This is a genomic window from Serratia sp. Tan611, from assembly GCF_905188235.1.
In the GTDB taxonomy this organism is placed as follows: Bacteria; Pseudomonadota; Gammaproteobacteria; order Enterobacterales; family Enterobacteriaceae; genus Serratia_B; species Serratia_B rhizosphaerae.
This window is the reverse complement of the sequence record NZ_LR994655.1, coordinates 2,265,597-2,279,914: the sequence shown is the minus strand read 5'-3', so window position 1 is coordinate 2,279,914 and position 14,318 is coordinate 2,265,597. Positions and strand designations below refer to the sequence as shown.

The window sequence follows — 14,318 nt, the reverse complement described above, 5'->3', positions numbered from 1 at the left end:
TTACACTGCAGTAATTTGCGCAACAAACTCGCCGCACGGACGCATATTTGCGCCACATTTGCTCTCTTTTTGACTAAACCTGCGCCAGCCATCGGTTTTTTGTTTTGCTTCCCACCCTGATGGCCTTATAATGCGCGCGTCTTTCAGTTGAATGGTTTCAGCCCTTGATCTGTGAAAACGCAATAACAACAATCCTATTTTCCAATCGTTTTCGCCGTATCCCCGCACGCCGGCGCGGGCTGAATTTTTCCGCCCCATTTCAACCACGGTCACCTATTCTTAACTATGATTTGCCCTATCAGGTTCGACTCAAATTCCATACCGGCGGTCTGACCGTCGGTTTTATTCGTTTTATAATCCATCACAACTTGTAGAAAAAATCGTCATGAAAAAGACCAAAATTGTTTGCACCATCGGTCCAAAAACCGAATCGGAAGAGATGTTGACCCAACTGCTGAACGCCGGCATGAACGTAATGCGCCTGAATTTCTCGCACGGCGACTATGAAGAGCACGGCAACCGCATCAAAAACATGCGTGCGGTCATGGCCAAAACCGGCACCACCGCCGGCATCCTGCTGGACACCAAAGGCCCGGAAATCCGTACCATGAAGCTGGAAGGCGGTAAAGACGCGGCGCTGGTCGCCGGCCAGACCTTCACCTTCACCACCGATCAAAGCGTTATCGGCAACAACGAACGCGTCGCCGTAACCTACCCTGGCTTCGCCGACGATCTGAAAATCGGCAACACCGTGCTGGTTGACGACGGCCTGATCGGCATGGAAGTGACCGATATCAGCGAAAGCGAAGTCGTGTGCAAGGTGCTGAACAACGGCGACCTGGGTGAAAACAAAGGCGTTAACCTGCCGGGCGTCTCCATCCAACTGCCGGCGCTGGCGGAAAAAGACAAGCGCGACCTGATCTTCGGCTGCGAACAAGGCGTGGACTTCGTAGCCGCCTCCTTTATCCGTAAGCGTTCTGACGTGCTGGAAATCCGTGAGCACCTGAAAGCCCACGGCGGCGAGCAGATCCAGATCATCTCCAAGATCGAAAACCAGGAAGGCCTGAACAACTTCGACGAAATCCTCGAAGCCTCTGACGGCATCATGGTCGCCCGCGGCGATCTGGGCGTGGAAATCCCGGTGGAAGAAGTGATCTTCGCCCAGAAGATGATGATTGAAAAATGTAATCGCGCACGCAAAGTGGTGATCACCGCCACCCAGATGCTTGACTCGATGATCAAGAACCCGCGCCCTACCCGTGCGGAAGCCGGCGACGTCGCCAACGCTATTCTGGACGGCACCGACGCCGTTATGCTGTCCGGCGAGAGCGCCAAGGGCAAATACCCGCTGGAAGCGGTCAGCATCATGGCGACCATCTGCGAGCGCACCGATAAAGTGATGCCTAGCCGTATCGACAGCCTGAACGACACCCGCAAACTGCGCATCACCGAAGCAGTGTGCCGCGGCGCGGTGGAAACCGCCGAGAAACTGGCCGCACCGCTGATCGTGGTCGCCACCAGCGGCGGCAAGTCAGCCAAATCCGTGCGCAAGTACTTCCCGGACGCCAACATCCTGGCGCTGACCACCAATGAAGTCACCTGCCACCAGCTGGCGCTGAGCAAAGGCGTCATCCCGCAGATGGTCAAAGAAATCGCCTCTACCGACGACTTCTACCGCATTGGTAAGGAAGCGGCGCTGGCCAGCGGCCTGGCGCAGAAAGGCGATATCGTGGTGATGGTTTCCGGCGCGCTGGTGCCAAGCGGCACCACCAATACCGCCTCCGTTCACGTGCTGTAATTTAAAAAGTGACAAAAATCTGATCGACAAAACGCCGCTTTGCGGCGTTTTTTTTGCTCGGGTAAACGATATTTCCGAAAACGCAATAGCAGGCTCGCTATTATTAAGTGAATAATGAATAGGAGCAGTCTGATGGAATCCGGCTGTTTTGCTTCACTTTTTTAACTATTGCGTAAAACAAGATGCAAGTTTGAGCGAACGATCAAAATAAAGCCCTCCAACGCAAAAAATTTATTCTCTTTCGAAAAAAGTTTGTGTAATACTTGTAACGCTACATGGAGATTAACTCAATCTAGAGGGTGTTATAATGAATCGTACTAAACTGGTACTGGGCGCTGTAATCCTGGGTTCTACTCTGCTGGCTGGTTGCTCTAGCAACGCTAAAATCGATCAACTGTCTTCTGACGTTCAGACTCTGAACGCTAAAGTTGATCAACTGAGCAACGACGTGAACTCTATCCGTTCCGACGTTCAAGCAGCTAAAGACGACGCAGCACGTGCTAACCAGCGTCTGGACAACCAAGCTCATTCTTACAAAAAGTAAGAGAGTTTCGGTAATTAAAAACGGCGCACCCTGTGCGCCGTTTTTTTATGTCTGTCCGCCGTGTCAAACCGCCCTTTCTGAACCTACCCCACGACGCCATAAAAAAAGCCCAGCGCCTGGCTGAGCTTGATACCGCTTACGCGCGCTGTGCGCTACTGTGCCTGGCTGATCGGCGCTGCCTGTGTCTCGGCCTGCTTACTGCCGCCAAACAGCTGTACCGACGGCAGAGGGACGTCTGCAGGGTTCTGCCCGACGCTGACCAGCACCGGCATGCCGGAGCGGCGCGTTATGGCGCTGTCAAACACCGACTTATCCGTTTCTGCGCTATCGGCAAACTTCTGCTGCGACTTAGAGAGCGAAATCGGCATGGTCTGCGGATCGTCGCTTTCAACTTTCGACAGCGGCTGATGCACTTCCGCATAGCGTTTGCCGTCCGGCTCAACCGATACCTTCACCGGCTCGTTGATAATCTGCACGCGGGTGCCCTTCGGCACGCTGTTGAACAGCGCTTCGATATCGTCAGGGCGCAGGCGGATACAGCCGGAGCTGACGCGCATGCCGATGCCGAAGTTGGCGTTGGTGCCGTGGATCAGATACTCCCCATGCCCCATCGACAGGCGCATGGCGAACAGCCCCATCGGGTTATTCGGACCGGCCGGCACCACCGCCGGCAGCGTCTCGCCTTTCGCCGCATAACGTTTGCGGATATTGGCGGTCGGCGTCCAGGTCGGGTTAGGGATCTTCTGGCTGACCGAGGTAACTTTCAGCGGCGTGTGCATCCCGGTCTGACCGATGCCGATCGGGTAGACGATCACCTTGTCTTCGCCTTTCGGGTAATAATACAGACGCAGCTCCGCCAGATTGACCACAATGCCCTCGCGCTTGGTATCCGGCAGCAGCATCTGCGTCGGAATGGTCAGCACTTTGCCCGGCTTCGGCAGGTAAGGATCGGTGCCGGGGTTGGCCTCCAGCATGCCCAGCAGGCCAATCTGGTATTTGGCGGCAATCGCCTCCAGCGAAAGGCCGGCATCCGGTACGGTGTAGGTGGTATTCTCGCCGATCAGACGGCTGTTCGCCGGCGGCAATGGATATTCGGTCGCATTAGCGGCCTGACTGCCGGCCAACACGGAGGCGAATAGTACGCCCATTAAAGTCAACGCACGTTTCATGCTCTTCCCTATTTTCAGTACGGTTCGGCCACAAGGCTAGCTGTCGCCTGTTCACGGGTAAATCAGACAATAACCTGTTTAATACTAGCAACGTTGGGTGTAAAGGCAATAACTCGCCTAAAAATCAAAGTGTTATAAACTAGCTTCCTGCAGGAATTGTCAAGGTAACGTCAACAACTAAGCGGTTGAAAAAACATTGATTTGGCGTTAGCGGCATCGCTCGACGGCGTTTTGTAAAGGCTCATTGACATAATCAATGAGCCGGTATTACGGGCGGGAAAATGATTACAGCTGCGCGGCTTTTTGCCGGATGGCGCGGATCATCGCCTCCAGCCCCTGTGAACGCGACGGCGTCAGATGCTGGCTGAGCGCCAGATCGGCAAAGAAAGGACGGACGTCCAGCAGGGCGATCTGCTGCGGCGTCAGGTCACGATAGACAATAAACACCACGGTCAGCAGCCCTTTGACAATCGCGGCGTCGCTGTCGCCGCTGAACTCGACCTGGCCCTGCGCGTTTTTTCGCATCAGGATCCACACCTGGCTCTGGCAGCCCGAAATCAGGTTCTCCGGGCTGTGCGCCTCCTCCGCCAGCGGCGGCAGACGGCCGCCCAGCTCGATCACATATAGGTATTTCTCTTCCCAATTCAGGCAGCGTGAAAAATTACGCGCCAGTTTATCTTTGTCCGGCAAGTTGGCCATCAGGCTTCCTATCGTTGTTCCACCGCCGGGCGCTTAGCCCAGCAGTCGCTGAATTCTCTGCAGACCGGCCACCAGCCGATCCACCTCCTCGCGGGTATTGTACATCGCCAGCGAAGCGCGGCACATGCTCGGCACCTGATAAAACGCCATCAGCGGCATCGCGCAGTGGTGACCGGTGCGGATGGCGATGCCGTACTGGTCCAGGAAACTGCCGACGTCATAGGCATGGTGATCGCCCAGGTTAAAGGCGATCACCCCGGCGCGCTGCGCCGGCCCGTAGATGCGCAGCTGCGGCACCTGCTGCAGCGCCTCCTGCGCATACTGCATCAGCGCCTGCTCATACTGCTGTATCTGCGCCAGCCCCAGCTGCGACACATAGTTCAGCGCCGCGCCCAGCCCCATGATGCCGGCGGTATTGGGCGAGCCGGCCTCAAAGCGCCACGGCGCTTCGGCATAGGTGGTGCCCTGCGTCAGGCTGACCTGCTGAATCATCGAGCCGCCCCCTTCCCACGGCGGCATCTGCTGCAGCAACGCGGCTTTGCCATACAGAATACCTATGCCGGACGGCCCATACAGCTTATGGCCGGAGAACACATAAAAATCGCAGTCCAGCGCCTGTACGTCCACCTGCTGATGCATCACCGCCTGCGCGCCGTCCACCAGCACCTTCACCCCGGCGGCGTGCGCCTGAGTGATAATTTCCTGCAGCGGGTTGACGGTGCCCAGCACGTTGGAGACCTGGGTAATCGCCAGCAGCCGGGTGCGGTCATCGATAAGGCCGGGCAAATCAGCCACATCCAGCGTGCCGTCCGGCTGCAGCGGCCAGACGCGCAGCGTCACGCCGCGCGCCTGCGCCAGCATCTGCCACGGCACAATATTGGCGTGGTGCTCCATCTCGGTGATGATGACGCTGTCGCCCGGCTGCAGCAGGCTGCCGTAGCTGTTGGCCACCAGATTGATGCCTTCGGTGGTGCCTTTGACGAACACGATCTCTTCCGCCGATGCGGCGTTGATAAAGCGCGCCGCCTGTTCACGCACCGCCTCCATTTGCTGCGTCGCCTCCGCGCTCAGGCTGTGAATGCCGCGGTGCACCGCGGCGTAGCCATGGCGGTAAAATTCCATCTCGCGCTCAATCACCGCCTGCGGTTTTTGCGCGCTGGCGGCGCTGTCGAGGTAGGCCAGTGGCTGGCCGTTGACCTCACGCGTCAGCAGCGGAAAGTCCCGGCGCACCTGTTCGATCGGATAACTCATACGGCCTCCCGCGGCAGACGCTGTGCGATATGCGCCAGCACCCGCTCGCGAATTACGTCATTGCCGATGCCTTCGGTCAGTTCCGCGGCAAAGGCGAAGATGATCATCTGCTGCGCATCATGCTTGGCGATACCGCGCGACTGCAGGTAGAACAACTGCTCTTCGTCAATGCGGCCAACGGTGGCGCCGTGGCTGCACTTGACGTCATCGGCGTAAATTTCCAGCTGCGGCTTGGTGTCCACTTCCGCCACCTTGCCCAGCAGCAGGTTGTGGTTGGTCATCTGGCCGTCGGTCTTGATGGCGTGCTGCGCCACTTTGATCATGCCGTTAAACACCGCTCTGGCGCGGTCGCTGACCACGGTTTTATGCAGTTGGCGGCTTTCACAATACCCCTTGTTGTGCTCCAGATAGCTGCGGGTATCGCAAATTTCTTTCCCTACCGGCAGCACCAGGCTGTTGAGCTGCAGATTGGCGCCTTCGCCATTCAGCTGTGCGCTGGTGTTATGGCGAGTCAGACCGGCCCCCAGCAGGAAGCTGTCGCTTTTCACCCGCGCGTCGCGGCCAATCTTCAGATCGTTATGAGCAAAGTGATAACTCGGCTGATTCTCAAACGCCAGCTTGCAGTGATGCAGCTGGGCGTTGTCGCCCACCGTCGCGGTCAGGCGCGCGCCGGTAAAGTGCGCGTGCTCGTTCAGGCTGACGTAATGCTCAATCACCTCCGCCTGCGCACCGGCCGCCACCTCCAGATGATGGCGGTGGTGCACGCTGTTAATTTCGCTGGCGCCGCTGCGCCCGCTGCTGATATGCAGCAGGTAAAGCGGACGAGCGGCGACTTTGCCGGCAGGCAGGCGAATCAGGCTGCTTTCCAACGCCAGGCTCTCGGTCAGGTGCAGGAAGATCTCCGGCTGAATCGGCTCCGGCAGCTGATACCCTGCCATTTCCAGCTGGTAATCGCCGAGATCGGCGTCGCTCAGATCGGCGCGGTAACGGCCATCGACAAATACCAGCCGGTAGGCATCGAGGGGCAACGCCAGCTCAGCGCAGCGCTCGGCACTGACTGCCGCCGGCTGCGGCGCATGGAACTGATGCTCCAGCAGGCCGTCCAGCGGCGTGTATTTCCAGTTCTCATGTTTGCGCGTCGGCCAGCCCAGCCGCAGCGCCTGCTGCCAGTTCGCCAGCGCATGCGGGGAGTGCTCGCCGCCCTGCGCCTCGAACAGGCTGTAGAGCTGTTGCAGCGCGCGTGAATTACTGTTGGTCGGCAAGCCAGCCATAGCCCTGCTCCTCCAACTGTTTCACCAGAGAGAAATCACCGGATTTAACGATGCGCCCCTGGGAAAGTACGTGGACGTAATCTGGTTTGATGTAATCCAGAATACGCTGATAGTGGGTGACGATAATAAAGGCGCGCTTGCCGTCACGCAGCGAGTTCACGCCGTTGGCGACGATCTTCAGCGCATCGATGTCCAGCCCGGAATCAGTTTCATCCAGAATGCACAAGTCCGGCTCCAGCGCCGCCATCTGCAGAATATCGTTACGCTTTTTCTCACCGCCGGAGAAGCCGACGTTGACCGAACGGGTCAGCAGGTCGGCCGGCATATCCAGCAGCGCGATCTTCTCTTCGATAAAATCGGCGAAGTCGAAACGGTCCAGCGCCTCCTGACAGCGGTATTTACGCACCGCGTTGACCGAGGTCTGCAGGAAGAAATGGTTGCTGACGCCGGGGATCTCCACCGGATACTGGAAGGCCAGAAAGACCCCTTCGCCGGCGCGATCTTCCGGGTCCAGCTCCAGCAGCTCCTTGCCCTTAAACGTTACGCTGCCGCCGCTCACTTCATATTCTTCACGCCCGGCCAGCGTCGCGGACAACGTGCTCTTGCCGGAGCCGTTCGGCCCCATGATGGCATGCACTTCGCCCGGTTTAATCTCCAGACTCAGTCCTTTCAGGATCTCATTGTCTTCCGCGCTGACGCGTAAATCTTTAATACTTAACATGCTGTATCCTCAGGTGGCGTTGTCACGCCAAAAATCTTGTCGCTGCCGCCAAACCGGCAGGGTTAACCGACGCTGTGCTCCAGGCTGATGGCCAGCAGCTTTTGCGCTTCCACCGCGAATTCCAGCGGCAGTTCGGAGAAAACGTCCTTACAGAAACCGTTGACGATCATCGAGATGGCGTCATCTTCGCTGATACCGCGCTGCAGACAGTAGAACAGCTGGTCATCGCCGATTTTTGAGGTGGTGGCCTCGTGTTCCAGCTGCGCGCTGTTATTGCGCGCCTCGACGTACGGGAAGGTGTGCGCCCCGCTGTCCGGGCCGATCAGCATCGAATCGCACTGGGTAAAGTTACGCGCGTTTTCCGCCCCCGGCAGGATCTTCACCAGTCCGCGGTAGGTATTCTCGCTGTGGCCGGCGGAGATGCCCTTGGCAATAATGGTCGACTTGGTGTTTTTGCCGATATGGATCATCTTGGTGCCGGTATCCGCCTGCTGATGGCCGCTGGTCAGCGCCACCGAGAAGAATTCGCCGATCGAATTGTCCCCCTGCAGGATCACGCTGGGGTATTTCCAGGTGATCGCCGAACCGGTTTCCGACTGGGTCCAGGACATTTTCGAGTTCGCCCCTTCACACAGCGCGCGCTTGGTGACGAAGTTCAGGATGCCGCCTTTACTTTCCCCGCCGGCGAACCAGTTCTGCACCGTCGAGTATTTCACCTCGGCGTCTTTATGCAGGATCACTTCCACCACCGCCGCGTGCAGCTGGTAACTGTCGCGCACCGGCGCGGAGCAGCCTTCAATATAACTGACGTAGCTGCCCTCATCGGCAATCAGGATGGTGCGTTCGAACTGGCCGGTTTTCGCCGCGTTGATGCGGAAATAGGTGGACAGCTCCATCGGACAGCGAACGCCCTTCGGCACATAGACGAAGGTGCCGTCAGAAGCCACCGCGGCGTTCAGCGCCGCAAAGAAGTTATCGTTGGACGGCACCACCCGGCCGAGATACTGGCGCACCAGCTCCGGGTGCTCCTGAATCGCTTCGCCGAACGAGCAGAAAATCACCCCGCTTTCCGCCAGTTTCTCACGGTAAGTAGTGGCAACGGACACCGAGTCGAAAATGGCGTCCACCGCCACTTCGCTGCCCTCGCGTACCGGTACGCCCAGCTGTTCGAACGCCTGCTCCACTTCGCTGGTCAGGTAGCCGTTCTCATTCAGCGCGGCGCCCGTCTGCTGCTCGGCCCCCGGCTGAGAGCCGCAGGCGTCGTCGCAGCTGCCGCAGGACGGCGCCGAGTAATAGCTGTAATCCTGATAGTTCAGCTTGTCATAATTGGCCTTCAGCCAGTGCGGCTCTTCCATCTGCAGCCACGCGCGGTAAGCCTCGAGGCGGAATTCCAGCATCCACTCAGGCTCGTTGCGCTTGGCCGAGATCGCCCGCACCACCTCTTCGTTAATGCCTTTGGCGAGCTCATCGGTCTGCAGCTGGGTAAAGAAGCCTTCTTTATAGCGTCCCTCGCTGACCCAGGCCTGCACATTATCAGGAACTTCTACATTTACATTGCTTCGTGTCATGGCGATCACATCACTCAAACGCCAAAGCTCTCGCCGCACCCGCAGGCGTGCTGAGCTTTAGGGTTATTGAACTTAAATATCTGATTCAGCCCTTCGCGGACGAAATCCACCGTGGTGCCGTCGATAAACGGCATCGCTTTTAACGGCACATACAGCCTGGCGCCGTCGCGCTCAAACAGCAGATCGTCGTCGGCCGGCTCGCGGGTCAGATCCAGCACGTAGCCGAAGCCGGCGCAGCCGGACTGTTTCACACTCAGCTGCAGCCCTTTTACCTGCGGGTCCTGCTGCATCAGTTTAATGATTTGCTGCACGGCGCTGTCGCTGAGCGAAATCCCCTGCCAGGCCTGCTCATCCAGCGAAAAAGTGCCGACATTTTCTGTTTGCATATGACCTACCTCATACTGGTCTCTGACGAGACGCATCATCCTCTTCCCGTCGTGTTACACGCGACGCGCGCACGCTGCGCGGGATATCTGCCAGCCATGTTAGTGATAATGATTATCACTTCAACCGTTGATTTTGCAGGGGTATCGCCCCCGCGGCCCGATTTTCCATCTTCCGACCGGCAAGCTGCGCGGACACCCGGCGCGGCGATGGCCGCGTACCGACGGCCAGCATTTCCTACCAGACTGAATTTTAATGCTTTTACTTGCATTTTATCCGCGAACCGCCCTGTCCCGTATTGCTGCCGGCCGTGCCAATTCGTCGTTGCTTAAACATTCATAGAAAATACCTATTTCTGCCATGCTGTCTGGTTTAAAAATGCCCTTGCGCGCTAAAACCTCGCCGCCGTCACACCGGCGGTGAATTTTCCTTATAGGTTAAAGTTTAGTCGTTAGCGGGCAAATGGATCGCTGCAGCTTGAATACCGGATCAGGAAAAAAAATTTCGCCGTGATGATTGATCGCCGCAGCGGCTGCAAATATGATAATGATTATCATTTACTTTATCAGGCGTAGGCGAATGAACATTTCGATGAATGCATGGCTGCTGGGCAAGATTGATGAGTACAAATTCAGTATCCGCGACGCCACGGTGGATTTCTATATGGCGGAGGCGGCGCTCAAGCGGCCGACGTGCAACGTCGACCACCTGAAGCGTTACAACGGCGTCTGCCTGAATATGGCCAATCTGTGCCTGGAGAACGGCGATGACGACAGCTATCTGCACGCCCTCAGCAAGCTGCATAACCGGCTGATCGTCGAGATCAACAATCCGCAGCGCTGTCAGCTGTTTCGGGTACAGAGCTACCATTTTGCGCGCCACACCCTGACGCTGATCTGTCAGAAATACGCCATGGAGGGAACCTGGGAAAAGGCTAACGCCTATCAAAAGGACTTCGTCAAACGCGTGCCCTTTCAGCTGTAAGGGCAAAGAATAAGGCCCGGCGCGGACGCCGGGCCTCAGTGTGTTACTCAATCACCGCCGTGGTCAGGCGGGAGATGCAGCACAGCTTATCCCGCTTGTCGAAAATCTCGATCTGCCAGACCTGATTGCGCCGTCCGGCGTGCAGCGCCCGGCAGACGCCGCGCACCCGGCCGTCAAACGCCGGCCTCAGATGGTTGGCGTTGATCTCCACCCCCACCACCTGCTGGTCGCCGGTGGTGCACAGGTAGCCGGCCATCGACCCCATCGACTCCGCCAGCACCACCGACGCGCCGCCGTGCAGCAAGCCAAAAGGCTGCGTGGTGCGCGAGTCTACCGGCATGGTGGCTTCCAGAAAATCGTCGCCGATTTGGGTAAATTCAATCCCCACATGCCCCACCATGCAGCCCTCTCCGGAACGGTTTAACTGTTCCAGCGTTGTCTCTCGTTTCCACAGCTTCACGCAATCATCTCCAGCAGCGCCTGTAATGGATGCCGCACGCCGTTGCCCTCAATCCGTTTGACCTGGCTGCGGCAGGAATAGCCGGTGGCCAGGCAACGTTGACGCGGCAACCGCCGCAGCGCCTGATGCCATGATAACTCATAAATCCCGAGCGAATTTTGCAGGTTCTTGCTTTCATGACCATAGGTGCCGGCCATGCCGCAGCAGCCTACGCTGACGCTTTCCAGTTTGGCGCCGAAGCGGGCGAAGATCGACGCCCACTGCTGGCTGCTGGCCGGCAGCGCGGTGGTTTCGGTACAGTGGCCGAACAGATACCAGGCTTCGCCGGTGGCCGGCTGTTCTGCCCGCTCCGCCAGCAACGCCTGCAGCCATTCATGCACCAGCTGTACGCGGAAATCGCCGCGCGTCTCGCCGAGGATCTCCTGGTATTCATCGCGGTAGCACAGCACCAAGGCCGGATCGACCCCGACCATCGGCATCCCCAGCCGGGCGACGCGGTTAAGGAAATCGGCGGTCTTGCGCGCCGTTTTGGCAAAGCGCGTCAGGAAGCCCTTCACATGCTGCGCCTTGCCGTTTGGTGAGAACGGCAGCAGCACCGGCCGGTAGCCGAGTTTTTCCACCAGCCGGACAAAGTCCGCCACCACCACGGCGTCGTAGTAGCTGGTGAACGGATCCTGCACGATCAGCACATACTGCTCGCGCGCGGCATGCGGCAGCGCCTCCAGCTGTTCAAGCGTCATATTGATCGCCTGATGGCCGGACAGCTGCTGACGCAGCGTCGGGCTGGAGAGCAGCGGCACATCGACCATGCCGATGGCGTTGCGGTTCAGATCGCGCAGCCACGGCTGCTTCAGGAAGAAGTTGAACACCTTCGGCGCCTTGGCCATCAGCGGCGCATAGCTCTCCACGCCGGCCACCACGTAGTCACTGGCGGGACGCAGATAGCGCGTGTGGTACAGCTGCAGGAAACGCGAGCGGAATCCCGGCACGTCAATCTTGATCGGGCATTGGGTAGAACAGGCCTTACAGGCCAGGCAGCCGGACATCGCTTCTTTCACCTCATGCGAGAAGTCGTACTCGCCTTTATCGGCGTACCAGCTGTTGCGCGTTTTTTCGATCAGATTACGGAAGCTCATACGCTGCTGCGGCAGCTGTTGCTCCAGCTGCAGCGGGTCGACGCCCTGCTCGCTGAGCAGGCGCAGCCATTCGCGCACCAGCGCGGCGCGCCCTTTCGGCGAATGAATGCGGCTGCCGGTGATTTTCATCGACGGACACATCGGGCTGCGCGCGTCAAAATTGAAGCACAGGCCGTTGCCGTTGCACTCCATGGCGCCGCGGAAGGAACTACGTACGGCGATCGGAATGCGGCGATCCAGCGTGCCGCGTTTTACCGCGTCCACCTTCATCATCGGCGCATCGACGCCGAGCGGCGGGCAGATTTTGCCGGGGTTAAGGCGATTGTCCGGGTCGAACGCCGCCTTGATGCGGCGCAGCTCGTCATACAGCGTCTCACCGAAGAACGCCGGGCTGTATTCGGCGCGGAAGCCCTTGCCGTGCTCGCCCCACAGCAGGCCGCCGTATTTGGCGGTGAGCGCCACCACGTCGTCGGAGATCTGCTTCATCAGCATCTCCTGCTGCGGATCGCACATATCCAGCGCCGGACGCACATGCAGCACCCCGGCGTCAACGTGGCCGAACATGCCGTAGCTCAGGTTGTGTCCGTCGAGCAACTGGCGGAACTCGGCGATATAGTCCGCCAGGTGCTGCGGCGGCACGCAGGTATCTTCCGCGAACGGGATCGGCTTGGCCTGCCCTTTGGCGTTGCCCAACAGCCCGACCGCCTTTTTACGCATACCGTAGATCCGCTCGATGCCGGCCAGATCGCCGCACACCTGGTAGCCAATCACGCCGGCCTGCCGCTCCGCCATCAGCGAGTCCAGACGCTGGCACAAGTCGTCCAGCTGCTGTTCAATCAACGCTTCATCATCGCCGGCAAACTCGACGATATTCAGCCCCAGCATCTCTTTATCCGGCACGTCGGCGATCAGCTCGCTGACCGAATGCCAGACAATATCTTCCCGCGCCAGATTCAGCACCTTGGAGTCGATGGTCTCCACCGACAGCGCCTTGGCCTCCACCATAAACGGCGCGTTGCGCAACGCCGAATCAAACGAATCGTACTTGACGTTCACCAGCCGGCGCACCTTGGGCAGCGGTGTAATGTCCAGCCGCGCTTCGGTGATAAACGCCAGCGTGCCTTCGGCGCCGGTCAGAATGCGCGTCAGATCGAAGGTCTGCAGATCGTCGCTCAGCACGTGGCGCAAATCATAGCCGGTCAGGAAGCGGTTGAGCTGAGGGAATTTTTCCAGAATCAGCGCGCGCTGGTCGCGGCAGCGGTTCAGCACGGTGTGGTAAATGCGCCCTTCGGCGGTTTCTTCCTGGGCAATCGTTTCCGCCAGCGCCGTCGGCATGGCGCGGGTGTCGATCATATCGCCGCCCAGCAGCACCGCGCGCAGACCCAGTACGTGATCGGAGGTTTTGCCATACACCAGCGAGCCCTGCCCGGAGGCGTCGGTATTGATCATGCCGCCCAGCGTGGCGCGGTTGCTGGTGGAGAGTTCCGGTGAAAAGAAGTAGCCGAACGGCTTCAGGTACTGATTGAGCTGATCTTTGATGACCCCGGCCTCGACCCGCACCCAGCCCTGCTCCAGATTGATGTCCAGAATGCGGTTCATATGGCGCGACATATCCACCACGATACCGCTGTTGAGCGACTGGCCGTTGGTGCCGGTGCCGCCGCCGCGCGGGCTGAAAGTCAGCGTATTGAAACGTTCCTCGCCGGCCAGCCGCGCAATCAGCGCCACATCGGCGGTGGAGCGCGGAAACAGCACCGCCTCCGGCAGCAGTTGGTAAATGCTGTTATCGGTCGCCATCGTCAGGCGATCGGCATAGCTGGTGGCGATATCGCCGTTGAATCCGTTGTGCTTTAACGCTTCCAAAAAATCCAGCACCCGCTGAACCAACCCGGGCGCCTGAGCTATTTGTGGGATCATTGCTTTTGTAGACCCTGTCCGTCTCATTTTGATGCGCTGATAAACGCTGAATCAGGCCCGTCGCAGGCCTGCCCTAAATTTTTGTTATCGCTATATACCCTAAATAATTCAAGTTGTAGGAAGGCGGCAAGTGAAAAACTCCGATGAGCTTACTCAGGTAAGTGATTCGGGTGACTGAGCGCAGCCAACACGCCTGCAACTTGAAGTATGCCGGGTATAAACGACATATTGAAATGGATACCGGGGAAAAACAAGCGGAGCGGGCCACCTTTAAGCAAACGGCTGCCGTGCCAAGTCCATGCTTCCTGTAGGTTCAACGTCTTCTCCTTGGCAAAAATAACGCGGGCAGGACAAACCGTATCCGCCGGCGCGCTCGCACCCATCCATCAGTATTAATTACCTGTCACACTGTGAAA

Annotated in this window: 13 protein-coding genes; 3 read left to right on the top strand and 10 right to left on the bottom strand. The window is 58.4% G+C overall.

Annotated features, from left to right (window positions below):
- Complete coding sequence (locus tag TAN611_RS10720) at nt 1-273, bottom strand: hypothetical protein (protein ID WP_160031228.1); 273 nt, start codon at nt 271-273, stop codon at nt 1-3.
- 112 nt (nt 274-385) lie between these two features.
- Here TAN611_RS10720 and pykF point away from each other — a divergent pair, with 112 nt between their 5' ends.
- Together pykF and TAN611_RS10710 are read left to right on the top strand one after the other, a co-directional pair.
- Nucleotides 386-1,798, top strand: coding sequence for a pyruvate kinase PykF (pykF, locus tag TAN611_RS10715; protein ID WP_105230979.1), 1,413 nt, complete (start codon nt 386-388; stop codon nt 1,796-1,798).
- Between the two features lie 307 nt (nt 1,799-2,105).
- Nucleotides 2,106-2,342: a major outer membrane lipoprotein gene (locus TAN611_RS10710; RefSeq protein ID WP_015672157.1), complete on the top strand. Its 237-nt coding sequence runs from the start codon at nt 2,106-2,108 to the stop codon at nt 2,340-2,342.
- 152 nt (nt 2,343-2,494) lie between these two features.
- On the opposite strand, the gene TAN611_RS10705 is transcribed toward TAN611_RS10710, so the two are convergent.
- The 7 genes from TAN611_RS10705 to sufA all read right to left on the bottom strand — a co-directional run bounded on the left by TAN611_RS10705 (nt 2,495) and on the right by sufA (nt 9,407).
- On the bottom strand, nt 2,495-3,511 hold the full coding sequence (locus TAN611_RS10705; RefSeq protein WP_105230978.1) for a L,D-transpeptidase family protein: 1,017 nt from the start codon (nt 3,509-3,511) through the stop codon (nt 2,495-2,497).
- Between the two features lie 285 nt (nt 3,512-3,796).
- On the bottom strand, nt 3,797-4,210 hold the full coding sequence (gene sufE / locus TAN611_RS10700) for a cysteine desulfuration protein SufE (RefSeq protein ID WP_105230977.1): 414 nt from the start codon (nt 4,208-4,210) through the stop codon (nt 3,797-3,799).
- Nucleotides 4,211-4,243: 33 nt separating this feature from the next.
- The gene (gene sufS, locus TAN611_RS10695; protein ID WP_105230976.1) at nt 4,244-5,461 is read right to left on the bottom strand and encodes a cysteine desulfurase SufS; all 1,218 of its coding nucleotides are present in this window, start codon (nt 5,459-5,461) and stop codon (nt 4,244-4,246) included.
- Nucleotides 5,458-6,732 carry a Fe-S cluster assembly protein SufD gene (gene sufD, locus TAN611_RS10690; protein ID WP_203067687.1) on the bottom strand — a complete coding sequence of 425 codons (1,275 nt, stop codon included), beginning with the start codon at nt 6,730-6,732 and terminating at the stop codon, nt 5,458-5,460. The genes sufS and sufD overlap by 4 nt, the downstream gene beginning before the upstream one ends.
- A complete protein-coding gene (gene sufC / locus TAN611_RS10685; RefSeq protein ID WP_203067686.1) occupies nt 6,707-7,453 on the bottom strand; it encodes a Fe-S cluster assembly ATPase SufC in 747 nt (248 codons plus the stop codon). Before sufC ends, sufD begins: the two co-directional genes overlap by 26 nt.
- 62 nt (nt 7,454-7,515) lie before the next feature.
- Complete coding sequence (gene sufB / locus TAN611_RS10680; protein WP_105233311.1) at nt 7,516-9,021, bottom strand: Fe-S cluster assembly protein SufB; 1,506 nt, start codon at nt 9,019-9,021, stop codon at nt 7,516-7,518.
- 14 nt (nt 9,022-9,035) lie between these two features.
- A complete protein-coding gene (gene sufA, locus TAN611_RS10675) occupies nt 9,036-9,407 on the bottom strand; it encodes a Fe-S cluster assembly scaffold SufA (protein WP_187043166.1) in 372 nt (123 codons plus the stop codon).
- Nucleotides 9,408-9,984: 577 nt separating this feature from the next.
- Here sufA and TAN611_RS10670 point away from each other — a divergent pair.
- Nucleotides 9,985-10,389, top strand: coding sequence for a hypothetical protein (locus tag TAN611_RS10670; protein WP_105230973.1), 405 nt, complete (start codon nt 9,985-9,987; stop codon nt 10,387-10,389).
- A 43-nt stretch (nt 10,390-10,432) separates the two neighbouring features.
- Here TAN611_RS10670 and menI read toward each other — a convergent pair whose 3' ends face one another.
- A complete protein-coding gene (menI, locus tag TAN611_RS10665) occupies nt 10,433-10,849 on the bottom strand; it encodes a 1,4-dihydroxy-2-naphthoyl-CoA hydrolase (RefSeq protein ID WP_105230972.1) in 417 nt (138 codons plus the stop codon).
- Nucleotides 10,846-13,902, bottom strand: coding sequence for an FAD-binding and (Fe-S)-binding domain-containing protein (locus TAN611_RS10660; protein WP_203067685.1), 3,057 nt, complete (start codon nt 13,900-13,902; stop codon nt 10,846-10,848). Before TAN611_RS10660 ends, menI begins: the two co-directional genes overlap by 4 nt.
- Nucleotides 13,903-14,318 lie beyond the last annotated feature (416 nt).